Annotated in this window: 14 protein-coding genes and 1 tRNA gene; 12 read left to right on the top strand and 3 right to left on the bottom strand. The window is 68.9% G+C overall.

Features of this window, described 5'->3' with window-relative positions:
* Positions 1-3 precede the first annotated feature (3 nt).
* Both ACIQLD_RS06485 and ACIQLD_RS06480 read left to right on the top strand, forming a co-directional pair.
* On the top strand, positions 4-849 hold the full coding sequence (locus ACIQLD_RS06485) for a hypothetical protein (RefSeq protein WP_402606428.1): 846 nt from the start codon (positions 4-6) through the stop codon (positions 847-849).
* 52 nt (positions 850-901) lie between these two features.
* A tRNA-Ala gene (locus ACIQLD_RS06480) sits at positions 902-974 on the top strand.
* A gap of 76 nt (positions 975-1,050) precedes the next feature.
* Here ACIQLD_RS06480 and ACIQLD_RS06475 read toward each other — a convergent pair.
* Together ACIQLD_RS06475 and ACIQLD_RS06470 are read right to left on the bottom strand one after the other, a co-directional pair.
* Complete coding sequence (locus ACIQLD_RS06475) at positions 1,051-1,983, bottom strand: arginase family protein (protein ID WP_402606426.1); 933 nt, start codon at positions 1,981-1,983, stop codon at positions 1,051-1,053.
* A 2-nt stretch (positions 1,984-1,985) separates the two neighbouring features.
* Positions 1,986-3,263 carry a DUF445 domain-containing protein gene (locus ACIQLD_RS06470; protein ID WP_402606423.1) on the bottom strand — a complete coding sequence of 426 codons (1,278 nt, stop codon included), beginning with the start codon at positions 3,261-3,263 and terminating at the stop codon, positions 1,986-1,988.
* A gap of 105 nt (positions 3,264-3,368) precedes the next feature.
* On the opposite strand from ACIQLD_RS06470, the gene ACIQLD_RS06465 reads away from it, so the two are divergent.
* A complete protein-coding gene (locus ACIQLD_RS06465) occupies positions 3,369-3,641 on the top strand; it encodes a metal-sensitive transcriptional regulator (protein ID WP_045263421.1) in 273 nt (90 codons plus the stop codon).
* Positions 3,642-3,703: 62 nt separating this feature from the next.
* Here the strand turns inward: ACIQLD_RS06465 and ACIQLD_RS06460 are convergent, their stop codons facing one another.
* A complete protein-coding gene (locus ACIQLD_RS06460) occupies positions 3,704-5,254 on the bottom strand; it encodes an amino acid permease (RefSeq protein ID WP_402606420.1) in 1,551 nt (516 codons plus the stop codon).
* 156 nt (positions 5,255-5,410) lie between these two features.
* On the opposite strand from ACIQLD_RS06460, the gene ACIQLD_RS06455 reads away from it, so the two are divergent.
* The 9 genes from ACIQLD_RS06455 (at position 5,411) to ACIQLD_RS06415 (ending at position 14,690) form a co-directional block, all read left to right on the top strand.
* Positions 5,411-6,766, top strand: coding sequence for a glutamine synthetase family protein (locus tag ACIQLD_RS06455; protein WP_402606418.1), 1,356 nt, complete (start codon positions 5,411-5,413; stop codon positions 6,764-6,766).
* Positions 6,747-7,499, top strand: coding sequence for a gamma-glutamyl-gamma-aminobutyrate hydrolase family protein (locus ACIQLD_RS06450; RefSeq protein ID WP_402606415.1), 753 nt, complete (start codon positions 6,747-6,749; stop codon positions 7,497-7,499). Before ACIQLD_RS06455 ends, ACIQLD_RS06450 begins: the two co-directional genes overlap by 20 nt.
* Entirely contained in the window at positions 7,496-8,857 is a 1,362-nt protein-coding gene (locus ACIQLD_RS06445; protein WP_402606413.1) for an aldehyde dehydrogenase family protein, read from the top strand. The genes ACIQLD_RS06450 and ACIQLD_RS06445 overlap by 4 nt, the downstream gene beginning before the upstream one ends.
* Positions 8,858-8,896: 39 nt before the next feature.
* Entirely contained in the window at positions 8,897-9,676 is a 780-nt protein-coding gene (locus ACIQLD_RS06440) for a 3-oxoacyl-ACP reductase (RefSeq protein WP_402606411.1), read from the top strand.
* A gap of 33 nt (positions 9,677-9,709) precedes the next feature.
* Entirely contained in the window at positions 9,710-10,438 is a 729-nt protein-coding gene (locus tag ACIQLD_RS06435; protein ID WP_402606408.1) for a FadR/GntR family transcriptional regulator, read from the top strand.
* Positions 10,439-10,575: 137 nt separating this feature from the next.
* On the top strand, positions 10,576-11,736 hold the full coding sequence (locus ACIQLD_RS06430; RefSeq protein ID WP_402606406.1) for an ABC transporter ATP-binding protein: 1,161 nt from the start codon (positions 10,576-10,578) through the stop codon (positions 11,734-11,736).
* Positions 11,733-12,911 (top strand): spermidine/putrescine ABC transporter substrate-binding protein, encoded by a 1,179-nt coding sequence (locus ACIQLD_RS06425; protein WP_402606404.1) that lies wholly within the window; start codon positions 11,733-11,735, stop codon positions 12,909-12,911. Before ACIQLD_RS06430 ends, ACIQLD_RS06425 begins: the two co-directional genes overlap by 4 nt.
* Positions 12,904-13,788 carry an ABC transporter permease gene (locus ACIQLD_RS06420; protein ID WP_402606401.1) on the top strand — a complete coding sequence of 295 codons (885 nt, stop codon included), beginning with the start codon at positions 12,904-12,906 and terminating at the stop codon, positions 13,786-13,788. The genes ACIQLD_RS06425 and ACIQLD_RS06420 overlap by 8 nt, the downstream gene beginning before the upstream one ends.
* Positions 13,785-14,690: an ABC transporter permease gene (locus ACIQLD_RS06415; RefSeq protein ID WP_402606399.1), complete on the top strand. Its 906-nt coding sequence runs from the start codon at positions 13,785-13,787 to the stop codon at positions 14,688-14,690. The genes ACIQLD_RS06420 and ACIQLD_RS06415 overlap by 4 nt, the downstream gene beginning before the upstream one ends.

Here is a 14,690-nt window from a genome sequence, read left to right as displayed (position 1 = left end):
CGTATGGACGGGCCGGTGCTGAGCGGAGGAGTGATCGTGCTCGTCGCCGTGCTGCTCTGGATGCTCTATCTGCTGCCTTCGTGGCGGGGGCGATTCCAGTACAACGCCGCCGAACGCAACGCCGTCCGGCTGAACCAGGCCCTGCGTGTGCTCGCCGAGACGAGCGAGACTCCCGGTGAAGTGCGCTTCGAGCTGAACGCCCGCACCGCGCTGGCCCAGCAGAAACTGGCGAAGCGGGTGCAGTCCGAGCGCGAGGCCGCCGAGCTCGAGACTCTCCGCGAAGAACTCGCGGCGACCAGGGCCGACCCGGTGATCCGACGAGCACGTGCCCGTCGACGTGTCCGTGTCGCCGCGACCAGCACCCTCCTCGTCGGACTCGTCATCGCCGGGCTCGGCATGTGGCAGCTCCTGGCTGCCGGGAGCTCGGCGCTGCTGTGGGTCGGCGGCGCCGCCATCGTCATCGCCGGCATCGCTCTGCAGCGGATGGCCGCCGTCGCCGGTCGAGTCGCACGCGCCACGCACGTGGTGGCCGCTCCGGCCGCCCCGCGCGTCGCCCCCGAGCTGCACGACCAGGGGCGGGCGACGTGGACACCGCGTCCGCTGCCGGAGCCGCTCGTGTCGGTGCCCGGGTCTCGTGCGCAGGCCGCGCAGGCCCAGATGGAGGCGCAGGAACAGCGTCGCAAGGCCGCGCGCGTCGCCGCCCTGCGCGAACGTGCGGAGCAGATGGCGCCCGAGGCGCCGGTGGCGCTGCCCGCGGCCTCGTCGCCGTACGCACGGATGGGCTTCGTCGACGACGCCGAGATCGAGGCGCACGTGCGTGAGCTGCTCTCGCGCCGCGCCGCCGGATGACCGCTCGCGGCGCGAACAGCTTCTCCGTCGTGATAGCGTAGATGTCGTTCAAGGGCCTATGGCGCAGTTGGTAGCGCGCCTCGTTCGCATCGAGGAGGTCAGGGGTTCGAATCCCCTTAGGTCCACCGAACACAGAAGCCCCCCGGCGTGAGCCTGGGGGCTTCTGTCATGTCTGAGGGCGACGGAAGTGGCTTCTGCGGCTCAGGCTCGCGAGGCGAGTCCGGTGAGTAGTTCCAGCACGCAGAGCGCGGCAAGACGCACGGTGCGGGCGTCATCGGCGTCGGCGGTGGCATCGACCTCCGCGAGGTCCGCACTCACGACGCGGGCGTCCGCAGCCACGGCGCGTGTGAGTGCCCGAAGCTCCCACGCCTGCAGTCCACCGGGCACGCTCGCGGGGCAGCCGGGAGCGACGGATCGGTCGCAGACGTCGACGTCGATGTCGAGGTGGATGCGCGGATCGGGTCCTGCGCCTGCGACCTCGAGGGCCTCGGCGGTCACATCGTCTATGCCGCGGCGGCGGAGCTCGTCGAGGGTGATCACGCGGATGCCCCAGTCGGCCGCACGCCGGGCGTAGGCGGCGGAGTTCGCGAAGTCGGCGATACCGATCTGCACGATCCTCGTCGGGTCGATCCGGGAGGTGCTCACCGACGATGCGACGGGGATGTCCTCCACGAGGCGTCGCACCGGCGTTCCGTTGGAGATGCCGTCGCGCAGGTCGAAGTGCGCGTCGAAGGTGATCAGTCCGGTGGCCTCCGCGCCGAGCGCCACCGGGTAGGTGAGCGAGTTGTCGCCGCCGAGCGCGATCACGAGTCTCGCGGCCGCGGCGAGATCCCGCACGCGGGAGATGACCCTCGCCTCACCGGCGGAGCCGTCCGGGTCGGCGACGTCACCGGCATCGGCGATGCGCAGCACCTCGTCGAGTTCGATCACGGGCGGTCCCATCACGGTCGTCCCGTAGCGGGGGAGCGCCCCGCGGATCGCGGCGGGCGTCGCGTGCGCACCCGTCGGCGAGAGCGAGGTGCGCCAGGTGGGGACGCCGAGCAGCACGGCATCGGCTGCGCCGTCGAACGCGGACCAGGATCCGGCACGCGGCCAGAGCGGGTCGTGACTCAACTGTCGGGAGGAGGGGGACATGGTCAGACTCCGGGGATCAGGGCGTGGGCGATGGAGAAGATGACGAGGCCGGCCAGGGCGCCGACGAACGTGCCGTTCAAACGGATGTACTGCAGGTCACGGCCGACCATGAGCTCGATCTTCTCGGTGGTCTCGACCGGGTCCCAGCGTTCGACGGTGTCGGTGATGATCGAGGCGATGTCATGCCGGTAGCGGTCGACGAGGAAGACCGCAGCGTCCGATACCCAGGTGTCGACGCGGTGCTGCAGCGCGGTGTCGGTCGTGAGGCGTTCGCCGACCTCCTGCAGCGCCTGCACGGCACGACGACGCAGACCGCTCTCCGGATCGGCGAGGGCTGTGAGCAGACCGTTCTTCGCGGTGTTCCACGCTTCGGCGGCCAGGGCGCCGACACGGGGACTGTCGAACAATGAGGCCTTGGCGTTCTCGAGCTTCGCGCGCGTCGCCGGGTCGTTCTGCAGGCTGTCGGCCAGACGCGCCAGGTAGCCGTCGACCGCGAGGCGAGCCGGGTGGCGGGGGTCGGCCTGCACGGCATGGACGAACTTCACCGCCTCGTGGTAGACCGTGTCGTCGACGAAGCGATGCGCGAGCTTCGGAACCCACCCGGGGAGGCGTCGGGAGACGAGGCCGCTGAACGACTCGGCATTCGCGTCGAGCCAGCGCGCGATGCTGTCGGCGGCGAGATCGACCGCGCCGTGATGGGCATCGGCCTCGACGATCTTCTCGAGCCAGGCTCCGGCCGGCGGGCCCCATTCGGGATCGACGAGGTGCTCGCGGGCGAGGTCGGTGATGAGGTCTCGCACGTCGTCGTCGCTCAGCGCATTGAGCACGGCCGTGGCGATCGTCGCTCCTTCGGCGCCGACCCGCTCGGCATGCGGGGCCTCGCGCAGCCACTCGCCGGCGCGCAGGGCGATCTGCGTGCTCGACAACTTGGTGCGCACGACGCTGGCTTCGAGGAAGTTCGTCTCGACGAATTCGCCGAGCGTGTGACCGATCTCGTCCTTGCGGTTGGGGATGATCGCGGTGTGCGGGATGGGGAGTCCGAGCGGACGGCGGAACAGCGCAGTCACCGCGAACCAGTCCGCGAGCGCACCCACCATGCCGCCCTCTGCGGCGGCTCGCACGTAGGCGAGACCCTCGATGCGCTGCTGGAACGCGAAGGCGAACACGAACACGACGGCCATGAACACCAGAGCTCCGAGGGCCACGGCCTTCATGCGTCGGAGCGCACGGAGACGCTCCTGGTCGGCGGGCGAGAGCTGCGTCATCGGTGTTCGCGGCATGACGTCATCCTTTCACGCCGTCGGTCGCACGGCCCCGTCCGCCGACGGTGCGCTGTCTCGGCGCTCAGACAGCCGTATACCCCCTGGGGGGAGTACTCTCAAGGGGTGATCGAAGACATCAAGAAGCGTGCTCTGCACCGCACCAGCATCCTCGAGGGACAGATGCGCGGCGTCGCGCGGATGATCGAGAACGAGGACTACTGCATGGACATCATCACGCAGTCCCGCGCCATCCAGCGCTCCCTCGAATCCCTCAACCGGCTGCTGCTGGAGAACCATCTGCAGACGCACGTCACGCACATGTTCGAGGAGGGCGGCGAGGAGCGGGAGAAGGCCGTCGTCGAGTTGCTCAAGGCGTTCGACTTCGACCGCAAGTAGAGCGCTCCGGGCCCGGCACGACACAGCGCCCCGGCCGAGTCGCCGAGGCGCTGCACGCGGACTCACCGGCCGCTGTCGTCGAACACCTCACCCTCCATGGCGTCATAGCCCTCGGTCTGGGGATCGCCGTGCGAGCCGCCCGAGATCGCGTACTCCTCCTCCGGCGAGAGCACAAGGCGGTGGCGGAAGAAGAGCCCGAACCCGAGCAGGATCACGACGTACACGATCGCGATGGCGATGATCGCCGGGCCGAACGTCGGGTTCAGCAGGAACCCGACGAAGATGAGCGCCGCGATCACCAGCGCGACGGCCGCACCGGGGATGCCCCACGGGCTGCGGTACGGGCGGTCGACGTTCGGGTACTTCTTCCGCAGGATCATGAACGACACCAGCTGGAGGCCGTAGGCGAGCACGGCACCCCAGACCGCGATGTTCAGCACGATCGCGCCCGCGACGGACCCCGCGCCTTCGGCATCGACCGCGGCGAGCACGTCGAGCACGATGAGGGCGATGAAGCCGATGGCCGCACCGACCACGAGCGCCACCCACGGCGTCTGCCGCTTGCCGGTGAGGGAGAGGAAGCGCGGGTAGTAGCCCGCGCGGGAGAGCGAGTACATGTTGCGGCCGTAGGCGAACATGATGCCCTGCAGCGAAGCGAGCAGCCCGATCAGAGCGAAGAGGGCGAGCACCGCGGCGAGCTGGTCGCCGACGATCGCACGGAAGCCGTCGAGCAGCGGCTCGCCCGCGGTGCCCGTGGCCTCGGCCCCGATCACGCCCGTGTTCAGGAACAGCACGAGCAGACCCGTGACGATGAGGGTGCCACGAGCCCAGAATCCGGCCTTGGGGATGTCGCGGGTGGGATTGTGCGATTCCTCCGCAGCCAGGGGCAGCTCCTCGATGCCGAGGAAGAACCACATCGCGAACGGGAGGGCGAACAGGATCGGCAGCACCCCGTGCGGCAGGAACTCGGTCTGGCCCGGGTCGGGCGCGATGTTCCACAGGGCGTCCCAGCTGAAGGCTCCGGAGAAGATCGCCATGAGGGAGAACACCAGGATGATGCCGATCGAGATGATCGACACGACGATCGCGAAGCGGAACGAGATCGCCGCTCCCGCGGAGTTCAGCGCGATGAAGACGACGTAGAGGATCAGGTACCAGAGCCACCCCGGCAGCTCGAGCCCCAGCAGTTCGCTCGTGATGCCGTTCGCATACGACGCCGAGAAGTAGACGATCACCGCCGTGGTCGCGACGTACTCGATCGTCTCGGCAGCGCCGGTCACCAGGCCGCCCCAGGGTCCCATCGCCGATCGGGCGAAGGAGTAGGCGCCACCGGTGTGCGGCATCATCGCGGCCATCTCGCCGATCGCGAAGATCATGCCGTAGTACATGAGGACGAGGATCACGAAGGCGATCAGCATCCCGCCGAAGCCCGCGAAGTCGATGCCGAAGTTCCAGCCGGAGAAGTCGCCGGAGATGACGGCCGCGACCGCGAGACCCCACAGGCCCCAGACGCCGGCCGATCTCTTCAGCGTGCGTTTCTCGAAGTACTCGCTCCCGGCACGTGTATAGGTCGCCCCAGCGACCTTGCGGGATTCATTGCTCTGCTCAGACATCCGCTCTCCGTTCGCACGCACAATGGCGCCGGGTGCGCCTTGCGGATGATTGTGGCAGTCAATGGTGGTTTCGTCTACCTTTAGACGCCGAGGTGATCTACTCTGAGGGCGAAGCCGGTCGGTCGATCGCTTCACCACGACGACGGGAGCGAGAAGATGTCGGGAAACCTGAGCATCGAGCAGCTGGATGCCGGCATCGCCGCCGGCGAGATCGACACGGTGATCGTGGCGTTCGCCGATGCGCAAGGACGACTGGTCGGCAAGCGGGTCTCCGCGCGGCTGTTCCAGGAGGACATCCTGCATCACGGCGCCGAGGCCTGCGACTACCTGCTGTCGGTCGATGTCGATATGAACACGGTCGAGGGCTACGCGATGTCGGGCTGGGATCGCGGTTATGGAGACATGGTGCTGCGGCCCGACGTCGCGACCCTCCGGCGCATCCCCTGGCTCGACGGCACCGCGCTCGTGATCGCCGATCTGGTGTGGGGCAACGGCGAACCGGTGGGACCGTCGCCGCGTGCCATCCTCGACCGCCAGCGCGATCGCCTCGCCGAGCGGGGATGGACCGCGTTCTCCGGCACCGAGCTGGAGTTCATCGTCTTCGACAACACCTACCGCGACGCCTGGGCCCGAAAGTACGAGGGCCTGACCCCGTCGACCGACTACAACGTCGACTACAACCTGCTCGCCTCCACGCGCCTCGAACCCCTGCTGCGCGACATCCGCAACAGCATGGACGGCGCGGGACTGTACTGCGAGGGCGTGAAGGGGGAGTGCAATCTCGGGCAGCAGGAGATCGCGTTCCGCTACGCCGAGGTGCGGGAGACCGCCGACCAGCATGCGCTCTACAAGAACGGCGCGAAGGAGATCGCGGAGCAGCACGGACAGGCACTCACCTTCATGGCCAAGTTCAACGAGCGCGAGGGCAACAGCTGCCACATCCATCTCTCCCTGCGTGCCGCCGACGGCACCCCGGTCATGGCGGGGGACGGCGAGCATGGGTTCAGCCCGATCATGGAGCACTGGATCGCCGGCATACTCGCGACTCTGCGCGAATTCACCCTGCTCTACGCGCCCAACATCAACTCGTACAAGCGGTTCGCGAAGGGCAGCTTCGCCCCGACCGGCGTCGCCTGGGGCATCGACAATCGCACCTGCGCGCTGCGCGTGATCGGCTCCGGCTCCGGCCTCCGGGTCGAGAACCGGGTGCCGGGCGGCGACGTGAACCCCTACCTCGGCATCTCGGCGATCATCGCCGGGGGCCTGTACGGCATCGAGAACGAGCTGTCGTTGCCCGAGCGCTTCACAGGCAACGCCTACGAATCCGGCGTCGAGCACCTGCCCACCACCCTCCGGGAGGCGGCGCAGCTGTTCAGCGAATCATCCATCGCCCGCGCGGCGTTCGGCGACGACGTCGTGGACCACTACCTGAACCAGGCGCGCATCGAGGTCGAGGCCTACGACGCCGCCGTCACCGACTGGGAGCGCATCCGTGGTTTCGAGCGGCTCTGACCTGGCCCCGCTGATCGGTGTCACGACCTATCTCGAGCGGGCGCAGCAGGGGGTGTGGGATGTGCGGGCGGCGTTCCTGCCCGAGCAGTATCTGACCGGGGTGACGGATGCCGGCGGCATCGCGCTGCTGCTGCCGCCACAGGACCCGGCGTCGGCGGAGGCGGCGATCGCCGGCATGGACGGGCTGGTCCTCTCCGGGGGCGCGGATGTCGCCCCGGAGCTGTACGGCGAAGAGCGGCATCCGCTCACCGATCCCGCCCGTGTCGACCGCGATGCGTGGGAGCTCGCCCTGTTCCGTGCCGCCGAGCGGCGCCGCATCCCGGTGCTCGCGATCTGCCGGGGACTGCAGCTCGTCAACGTGGCACGCGGCGGCACGCTCCAACAGCACCTGCCCGAGTCGCTCGGCACCGAGCGGTACCGCCTCGGCGGGGGTGTGTTCGCCGAGAACGACATCGAGGTCTCTGGCGACACCGCGCTCGCCGGGGTGCTCGGCGCGGGCGACGTACGCGTGCACAGCTACCACCATCAGGGCATCGATCGCCTCGGGGAGGGGCTGGTCGCGGCCGCTCGCTCGGACGACGGACTCGTGCAGGCCTTCGTCGACACCTCGGTCGGCCATCTCGTCGGCATCCAATGGCATCCGGAGGAGAACGCCGAGGACCGGCGTCTCTTCGAAGACCTCGTCTCACAGGCTCGTGCGTTCGCCGCGCGGCGGAAGGAGGACGCCAGATGAGCGCGTTCACAGTCATCAACCCGTCGACCGGGAAAGCGATCCGCGACGTCGCCCGTGCCGATGCCGCAGAGACCGATGCCGCGATCGCGCGGGCCGTCGCGGCCCAGCGCCGATGGGCGGCGCTCGCCCCGGTCGCACGGGCCGATGCGCTCCGAGCGTTCGCGCGGGCGGTCGAGGGCGCGGCCGAGGAGCTGGCGCAGCTGGAGGTGCTCAACTCCGGGCATCCGATCGGCTCCGCGCGCTGGGAGGCCTCGCACGTCGCACAGGTGCTGAACTACTACTCGGCCGACCCGGAACGGCTGTCCGGGCGGCAGATCCCGGTGGCCGGCGGCCTCGACGTGACGTTCCATGACCCCTACGGCGTGGTCGGCGTCATCGTGCCGTGGAACTTCCCCATGACGATCGCATCGTGGGCCTTCGCGCCGGCGCTCGCCGCGGGCAACGCCGTGGTCCTGAAGCCAGCCGAGCTGACCCCGCTCACCGCGATCCGCCTCGGTGAGCTGGCACTCGAAGCAGGTCTCCCCGAGGGGCTGTTCGAAGTGGTCACCGGCTCGGGCTCGGTCGTCGGCCAGCGCCTCGTCGAGCACCCTGATGTGCGCAAGGTGGTCTTCACCGGCTCGACCGAGGTCGGCATCGAGGTCGCGGCGGGCTGCGCCAGGGCGCTCAAGCCCGTGACCCTCGAACTCGGCGGCAAGAGTGCGAACATCGTCTTCGCCGACGCCGACCTCGAACGGGCGGCCGCCGGTGTCCCCGGGTCAGTGTTCGACAATGCCGGACAGGACTGCTGCGCCCGCAGCCGCCTGCTCGTGCAGCGCTCGGTGTACGACCGCTTCCTCGAGCTGCTCGAACCGGCCGTGACCGCCTGGCGCGTGGGCGACCCCGCGCGGGAGGACACTGACATGGGACCCCTGATCTCTGCCGGGCACCGCGACACCGTCGCCTCGTTCCTCGACGGCGCCGACATCGCTTTTCGCGGCAGCGCGCCCGAGGGGGACGGGTTCTGGTTCGCTCCGACCGTCGTGCTCGCCGACCCTGCCGACCGCATCGCCCAGCAGGAGGTGTTCGGCCCCGTCGTCGCGGTGATGCCCTTCGAAGACGAGGCCGACGCGATCCGCCTCGCGAACGACACGGCATACGGCCTCGCCGGATCCGTGTGGACCGAGAGCCTGGGCCGCGGGGTGCGCGTCGCGCGGGGCGTGCGCAGCGGCGTCCTCTCGGTGAACTCGCACTCCTCGGTGCGCTACGCGACGCCGTTCGGCGGCATGAAGGCCTCGGGCCTGGGGCGCGAGCTCGGTCCGGACGCCGCGGAGCACTTCACCGAGACCAAGAACGTCTTCTTCGCGACCGATGAATCCTGATCGCCTCGCCACCCACCCCTTCCGGAACGGAGAACCCACATGAGCATCGATCTGACCCAGCGGCTGAAGGACCGCGTCGCCATCATCACCGGTGGCGCGAGCGGCATCGGGTTCGCCACCGCGCAGCGCTTCGCGGCGGAGGGCGCGTTCGTCGTGATCGCCGACGTCGATCCGACCACGGGCGAGGCGGCGGCTGCCGAGGTGGGCGGGGCGTTCCGTCCGGTCGACGTCGCCGACCAGACCAAGGTCGACGCACTGTTCGACGGCGTCGCGGCGGAGTTCGGTCGCATCGACATCGCCTTCAACAATGCGGGCATCTCGCCGGCGGACGACGACTCGATCGAGACGACCGAGCTCCCGGCCTGGGATCGGGTGCAGGATGTGAACCTCAAGAGCGTGTATCTGTGCAGCCGCGCCGCACTGCGTCACATGGTGCCGGCCGGACGCGGCTCGATCATCAACACCGCGTCCTTCGTCGCACTGCTGGGGTCGGCGACCTCGCAGATCAGTTACACCGCGTCGAAGGGCGGCGTGCTGGCGATGTCCCGCGAGCTCGGGGTGCAGTTCGCACGGCAAGGCGTGCGGGTGAACGCGTTGTGCCCGGGACCTGTGAACACCCCGCTGCTGCAGGAGCTGTTCGCCAAGGATCCGGAGCGGGCGCAGCGGCGCCTCGTGCACGTGCCGATGGGGCGCTTCGCCGAGCCTGCGGAGCTGGCAGCGGCAGTGGCTTTCCTCGCCTCGGATGACTCGTCGTTCATCACCGCGAGCGCCTTCGTCGTCGACGGCGGGATCACGAACGCCTACGTCACCCCGCTGTGAGCGACCCTCACCTCGCTGTGACAGGGTGAAGGCATGAGCGAGCACCCCCACGACGGCGACCTCGTCGAGGTGCGCAGGGCGGTCTACCGACCCCTGCGGCGCGGCAACGCCCTCGAAGACGCGGTGGCCCGCCTCGTGCAGACCATCCGTCTCGGTGTGGTCGCTCCGGGGGAATCGCTGCCGCCCGAACGGGAGCTCGCGGCGTCGTTCGGTGTCAGTCGCGACACCGTGCGCGAGGCGATCCGCGAACTTGCGGACACCGGCTACCTGCTGCCTCGGCGTGGTCGGTACGGAGGGACGTTCGTCGCCGATCCGCTACCGCACCCGACCGTGTCGGGCACGGTGACGGCGGAGGAGATCGACGACGTGCTCGGGCTGCGCCGCGTGCTCGAGACCGGTGCCGTGCGCGCAGCGGCGAGCCGATCGCTCGACGCCGCGACGCGTGCCGACCTCTGGGCGCGTCACGAGGCCGCTCTGCCGGCCGGACCGGACGAGTACCGGCGCCTGGACACCCTGCTGCACCTGGCGATCGCCGAGGCGGCGGGCATCCCCTCGCTGGTCGCGCTCGTCGCCGAGAACAGAGCGGACGTGAACGCCTGGCTCGACACGTTCCCGCTGATGCCGCGCAACATCCAGCACTCGGGCGAGCAGCACGAGAGCATCGTCTCGGCCATCCTCGCCGGACGCCCGGATGCGGCAGAGGCGGCGATGCGCGATCACCTCGCAGGGTCCGAGGCGCTGCTGCGAGGGTTCCTCATCTGATCAGCGCTAATCGGTCGCGACTTCGACGATTTGCAACGGATATCGTTGCGAATTGATCAAGAGACTTCCGATTTCGCTATACCTGACGACTTTCCTGTGCCAGACTCGCGGCAAGCGAATCTCAATGGGGAGGCTCCATGCCCGACACCACCCGAACGTCGACGGCGACATTCGACGCACCCACCGCCACCGGTGCGGTCCGCATCGATGGCGTGACCAAGCGATACGGCGCCGCCACCGCGGTCGACGACCTGAGCCTCGACGTGCAACCGGGGGAGTTCCTCTCGCTCCTCGGCCCGTCGGGCTGCGGCAAGACGACTACGCTGCGTATGATCGCGGGGTTCGAGTATCCGGACGCCGGGGACATCCTGATCTCCCGTCGAAGCGTCTTGAACCTGCCGCCCTACCGGCGCGAGGTCAACACCGTCTTTCAGGCGTACGCCCTCTTCCCGCACCTGACGGTCGCCGAGAACGTCGCTTACGGTCTGCAGCAGCGGCGTGTACCCAAGGCCGAGCAGCGGGAGCGGGTGAGCGACGCGCTCGACATGGTGCAGCTGCGGGCGTTCGCCGACCGTAAGCCGACGCAGCTCTCCGGCGGGCAGCAGCAGCGGATCGCCCTGTCACGGGCGCTCATCAACCGGCCGAGCGTGCTCCTGCTCGATGAGCCGCTCGCAGCGCTCGACCGTCAACTGCGCGAGGAGATGCAGCTCGAGCTCAAGCTGTTGCAGGCCCGCCTCGGCACGACCTTCGTGTTCGTCACGCACGACCAGGCCGAAGCGCTGTCGATGAGCGACCGGATCGCCGTGATGCGCGCGGGACGGATCGAGCAGTTGGACGCGCCGGCCGCCATCTATGCGGAGCCCGCGTCCGCCTACGTCGCCTCGTTCATCGGGCAGCAGAACTTCGTGCACGGCACGGTGCGTGCCGACGGTGACGCGGTCGACACGGCGATCGGCGTGATCGGCGGTCGCTGGGGCGGCGAACGGGTCGCCGCGGGGCAGCCGGCGGTCGCCGCGATCCGGCCCGAGTACATCCGCCTGGAGCAGGGCGAGGGCGTAGGCGTCCGCGGTCGTGTGCTCGGGGTCTCGCATCTCGGCGAGACGCTGCAGGTCGCGGTCCGCATCGGTGAGGACGCCACATTCCTCTCGCGGATGCCGGCGCCCACCGCGCCGCAGATCGGAGTCGACGACGAGGTGCGCTGCGTCTGGAGTTCCGCGGATGCGCGGCTGTTCGCTGCTGACGGCATCGCCACGACCGCGACGCACGTGATCACTCTGCCCAAGGACGGCGGCCGGTGACCGGCACGCCCCCGGTGCGTGTGCTCGCGCACCGGAGCGCCGCGCGGGTGATCCGCACCGAGCTGACCAGGCGCGGCTTCCTCGCCACCGCGATCATGGCGGGCGGTGCGGTCGTACTCAGCGCATGTGCCCCGGGGCAGAACGCCGCCGCGGTGCACGCCGAGGGCGGCCCGCTCGAGGACAAGCTCTCGATCTACAGCTGGGGCGACTACGACGCCCCGGAGGTGCTCGAGCAGTTCACCGCAGAGAGCGGCCCGCGCATCGTGCTCGACGCCTTCAACTCGAACGAGGAGCTGATCGCCAAGCTCGTCGCGGCTCGCGGTACCTCGGGCTACGACATCGTGGTGCCGACCGGCGTCTTCGTCGGACCGATGGCCGAGAACGGACTCCTGCAGAAATTCAATCTCGACCTGCTGCCGAACATGAAGCACGTGGCGCCGGAGTTCCGCGGACGCTCGTGGGATCCGGGCAACGAGTACTCGGTGTGCAAGGCCTGGGGAACCACCGGGTTCGTGTACGACAAGAGGGTGATCTCGCGCGAGCTCACGACCTGGAACGACTTCATCGACGCCGCGCAGAACGAGGCATCAGGGTCGACCTCGGTGCTCGACGACCCCGCTCCGCTGCTCGGCATCTACTTCTGGGCGAACGGCATCGACTGGACCACCACGGACCCGGACGACCTCGACGCGGTCGAGAAGTTCCTGGTCAAGGTCCTCGCGCCGCACATCTCGGCGTTCGACTCGTACCCGGGAGGTTCGTCGATCCCGCAGGCCTCGCACGCGCTGCTGCAGTCCTACAACGGCGACGCGCGGCTCGGCATCTTCGAGTCCGACGATCCCGACCGGTGGCAATGGGTGCTGGGGAGTCCGGCGACCGAGCTGTGGATGGACAACTGGGCGATCGCCGCCGGCGCCCCGCACCCCGAGGCCGCGCATGCGTTCATCGACTTCGTGCTGCAGCCCGACGTGCAACTCGCACAGGTCGACTACATCGGCTACGACACCGGAATCTCGGGCATCCGCGACGAGGCGGAGGCCGCGGGGCTCGAACGACTCGACATGGTGTTCTTCGATGAGGAGCAGGTGGCGACGATGCACGAGGGCAAGCTGACGGACGCGCAGGATCGCGTCGTCTCGATCTGGAACTCGATGAAGGCGGCCGCCGGTGCCTAAGCTCAAATTCGGTCTCGCCATCCCCGCCTGGGTATGGCTGCTCATCTTCTTCGTCGCCCCGATCTTCATGGTGATCGTGTTCAGCTTCGGCTACAAGCCGAGCATCTTCGCCACGCACGCGCTCGACCACCTCTCGTTCGACCGCTACATCGAGGCGCTCTCGCCGACGTTCTTCAGCACCTTCCTGAACACGCTGTGGATCGGCGTCCTGGGCACGGCCCTGTGCCTCGTGATCGGCGGGCCGGTCGCGTACTGGATCGCGGTGAAGGCACCGCCTTCGAAGCGGGGGTTGCTTCTCGCGCTCGTGATGGTGCCGTTCTGGACCAACTTCCTGGTGCGCACGATCGGCTGGCAGGTGATCCTCGCGCCCGAGGGATGGCTCTCGCAGCTGCTGCAGGGGATCGGGGTCATCCCCGGTCCGCTCGACCTGCTCTACTCGCGTGGTGCCGTGCTCCTGGGCGTCGTCTACAACTACCTGCCACTGATGATCCTGCCGCTGTTCGTCGCCTTCGACCGGGTATCCGGACCGTTGCGCGAGGCGAGTAAAGACCTGGGCGCGAACAGCGTCACGACCCTCCTGCGGGTGACCGTGCCGTTGGCGAGGCCCGGCATCATCGCCGGCGTGCTCCTGGTCTATATCCCGCTCATGGGCGACTACATCACCGCCACCGTGCTGGGCGGGGCGAAGGGCAACATGATCGGGCAGGTGGTGGCGAGCCAGTTCCAGACCGCGCAGAACTGGGCATTGGGCTCGGCGATGGCCGTGCTGCTGATCATCGTCATCATGCTCTCGATCGCGGTCGCGGCTGGGATCCTCTGGCTCGTGACGCTGCCGCTCAGACAACGCAACCGACTCGTCCTGGGGGAGGGATCATGACCGACACGAAGACGACCTCGCCCACCACGACCACGGTGCCGTCCTCGGCACGGGCACCGCGCGCGCGCCGAGGAGCCGGGCGCTTCGTGCTGCCGATCTGGGCGGCGCTGGTGTTCCTGTTCCTGTTCCTGCCGATCCTCGTGATCATCGCGTACTCGTTCAACGTCGGGCGCCTGCTGGTGTCGTGGGATCACTTCGGCTTCGACTCGTTCCTCGCGATCGTGAACAAGCCGGCGATCCGCGATGCCGTGCTCGTGTCGGTGCGCACCGGTCTGCTGGCGGCTCTGCTGGCCACGGCGCTCGGCACGCTGGCCGGCATCGCGATGGCACGCAATCCCGGCAAGTGGGTGTGGTGGTTCCTCGGGCTCCTGTTGCTCGTCTCGGTCACGCCCGAGATCGTCGACGCCGTCGCGCTGCTGCCGTGGCTGGTGTTCCTCGGGCAGGATGCCGGGATCGGCATCTTCAACGACGGCACGATGAGACTCGTGGTGGGGCAGTCGCTGTTCTCGATCGCGATCGTGTCGTACATCGTGCGGGCTCGGCTGGTGGGACTCGACGCCCGCCTGGAAGAGGCCTCGGCCGATCTCTACGCGCCGCCCGTGCGCACCTTCCTCAAGATCACTCTGCCGCTCGCGATGCCTGCCGTGCTCGCCGGGTTCCTGCTCTCGTTCACACTGAGCCTCGACAACACGGTCGTGTCGGCGTTCGTGCAGGTGTCGGGAACGACGCCGTGGCCCGTCTACGTGCTCAGCGCGCTGCGCAGCGGACTGCGGCCGGAGATCGCCGCGGTGTCGACGATCATGCTGGTGCTCACGCTGTTGGCCCTCGCTCTGGTGGCCGTGGTTCTCAAGAGGGCGGGAGACTCGGCGACCGAGATCGCCCGCACGATGGCAGGGGGTTGA

The organism is Microbacterium sp. NPDC091662 (genome assembly GCF_044756705.1).
Taxonomy (GTDB): Bacteria; Actinomycetota; Actinomycetes; order Actinomycetales; family Microbacteriaceae; genus Microbacterium.
This window is presented reverse-complemented; position numbering and strand designations above follow the sequence as displayed.

Coding starts and splice junctions, on each gene's coding strand:
- ACIQLD_RS06485 (WP_402606428.1), top strand. CDS start 4: ATGGACGGGCCGGTGCTGAGCGGAGGAGTGATCGTGCTCGTCGCCGTG.
- ACIQLD_RS06475 (WP_402606426.1), bottom strand. CDS start 1,983: ATGTCCCCCTCCTCCCGACAGTTGAGTCACGACCCGCTCTGGCCGCGT.
- ACIQLD_RS06470 (WP_402606423.1), bottom strand. CDS start 3,263: ATGCCGCGAACACCGATGACGCAGCTCTCGCCCGCCGACCAGGAGCGT.
- ACIQLD_RS06460 (WP_402606420.1), bottom strand. CDS start 5,254: ATGTCTGAGCAGAGCAATGAATCCCGCAAGGTCGCTGGGGCGACCTAT.
- ACIQLD_RS06455 (WP_402606418.1), top strand. CDS start 5,411: ATGTCGGGAAACCTGAGCATCGAGCAGCTGGATGCCGGCATCGCCGCC.
- ACIQLD_RS06445 (WP_402606413.1), top strand. CDS start 7,496: ATGAGCGCGTTCACAGTCATCAACCCGTCGACCGGGAAAGCGATCCGC.
- ACIQLD_RS06440 (WP_402606411.1), top strand. CDS start 8,897: ATGAGCATCGATCTGACCCAGCGGCTGAAGGACCGCGTCGCCATCATC.
- ACIQLD_RS06435 (WP_402606408.1), top strand. CDS start 9,710: ATGAGCGAGCACCCCCACGACGGCGACCTCGTCGAGGTGCGCAGGGCG.
- ACIQLD_RS06430 (WP_402606406.1), top strand. CDS start 10,576: ATGCCCGACACCACCCGAACGTCGACGGCGACATTCGACGCACCCACC.
- ACIQLD_RS06415 (WP_402606399.1), top strand. CDS start 13,785: ATGACCGACACGAAGACGACCTCGCCCACCACGACCACGGTGCCGTCC.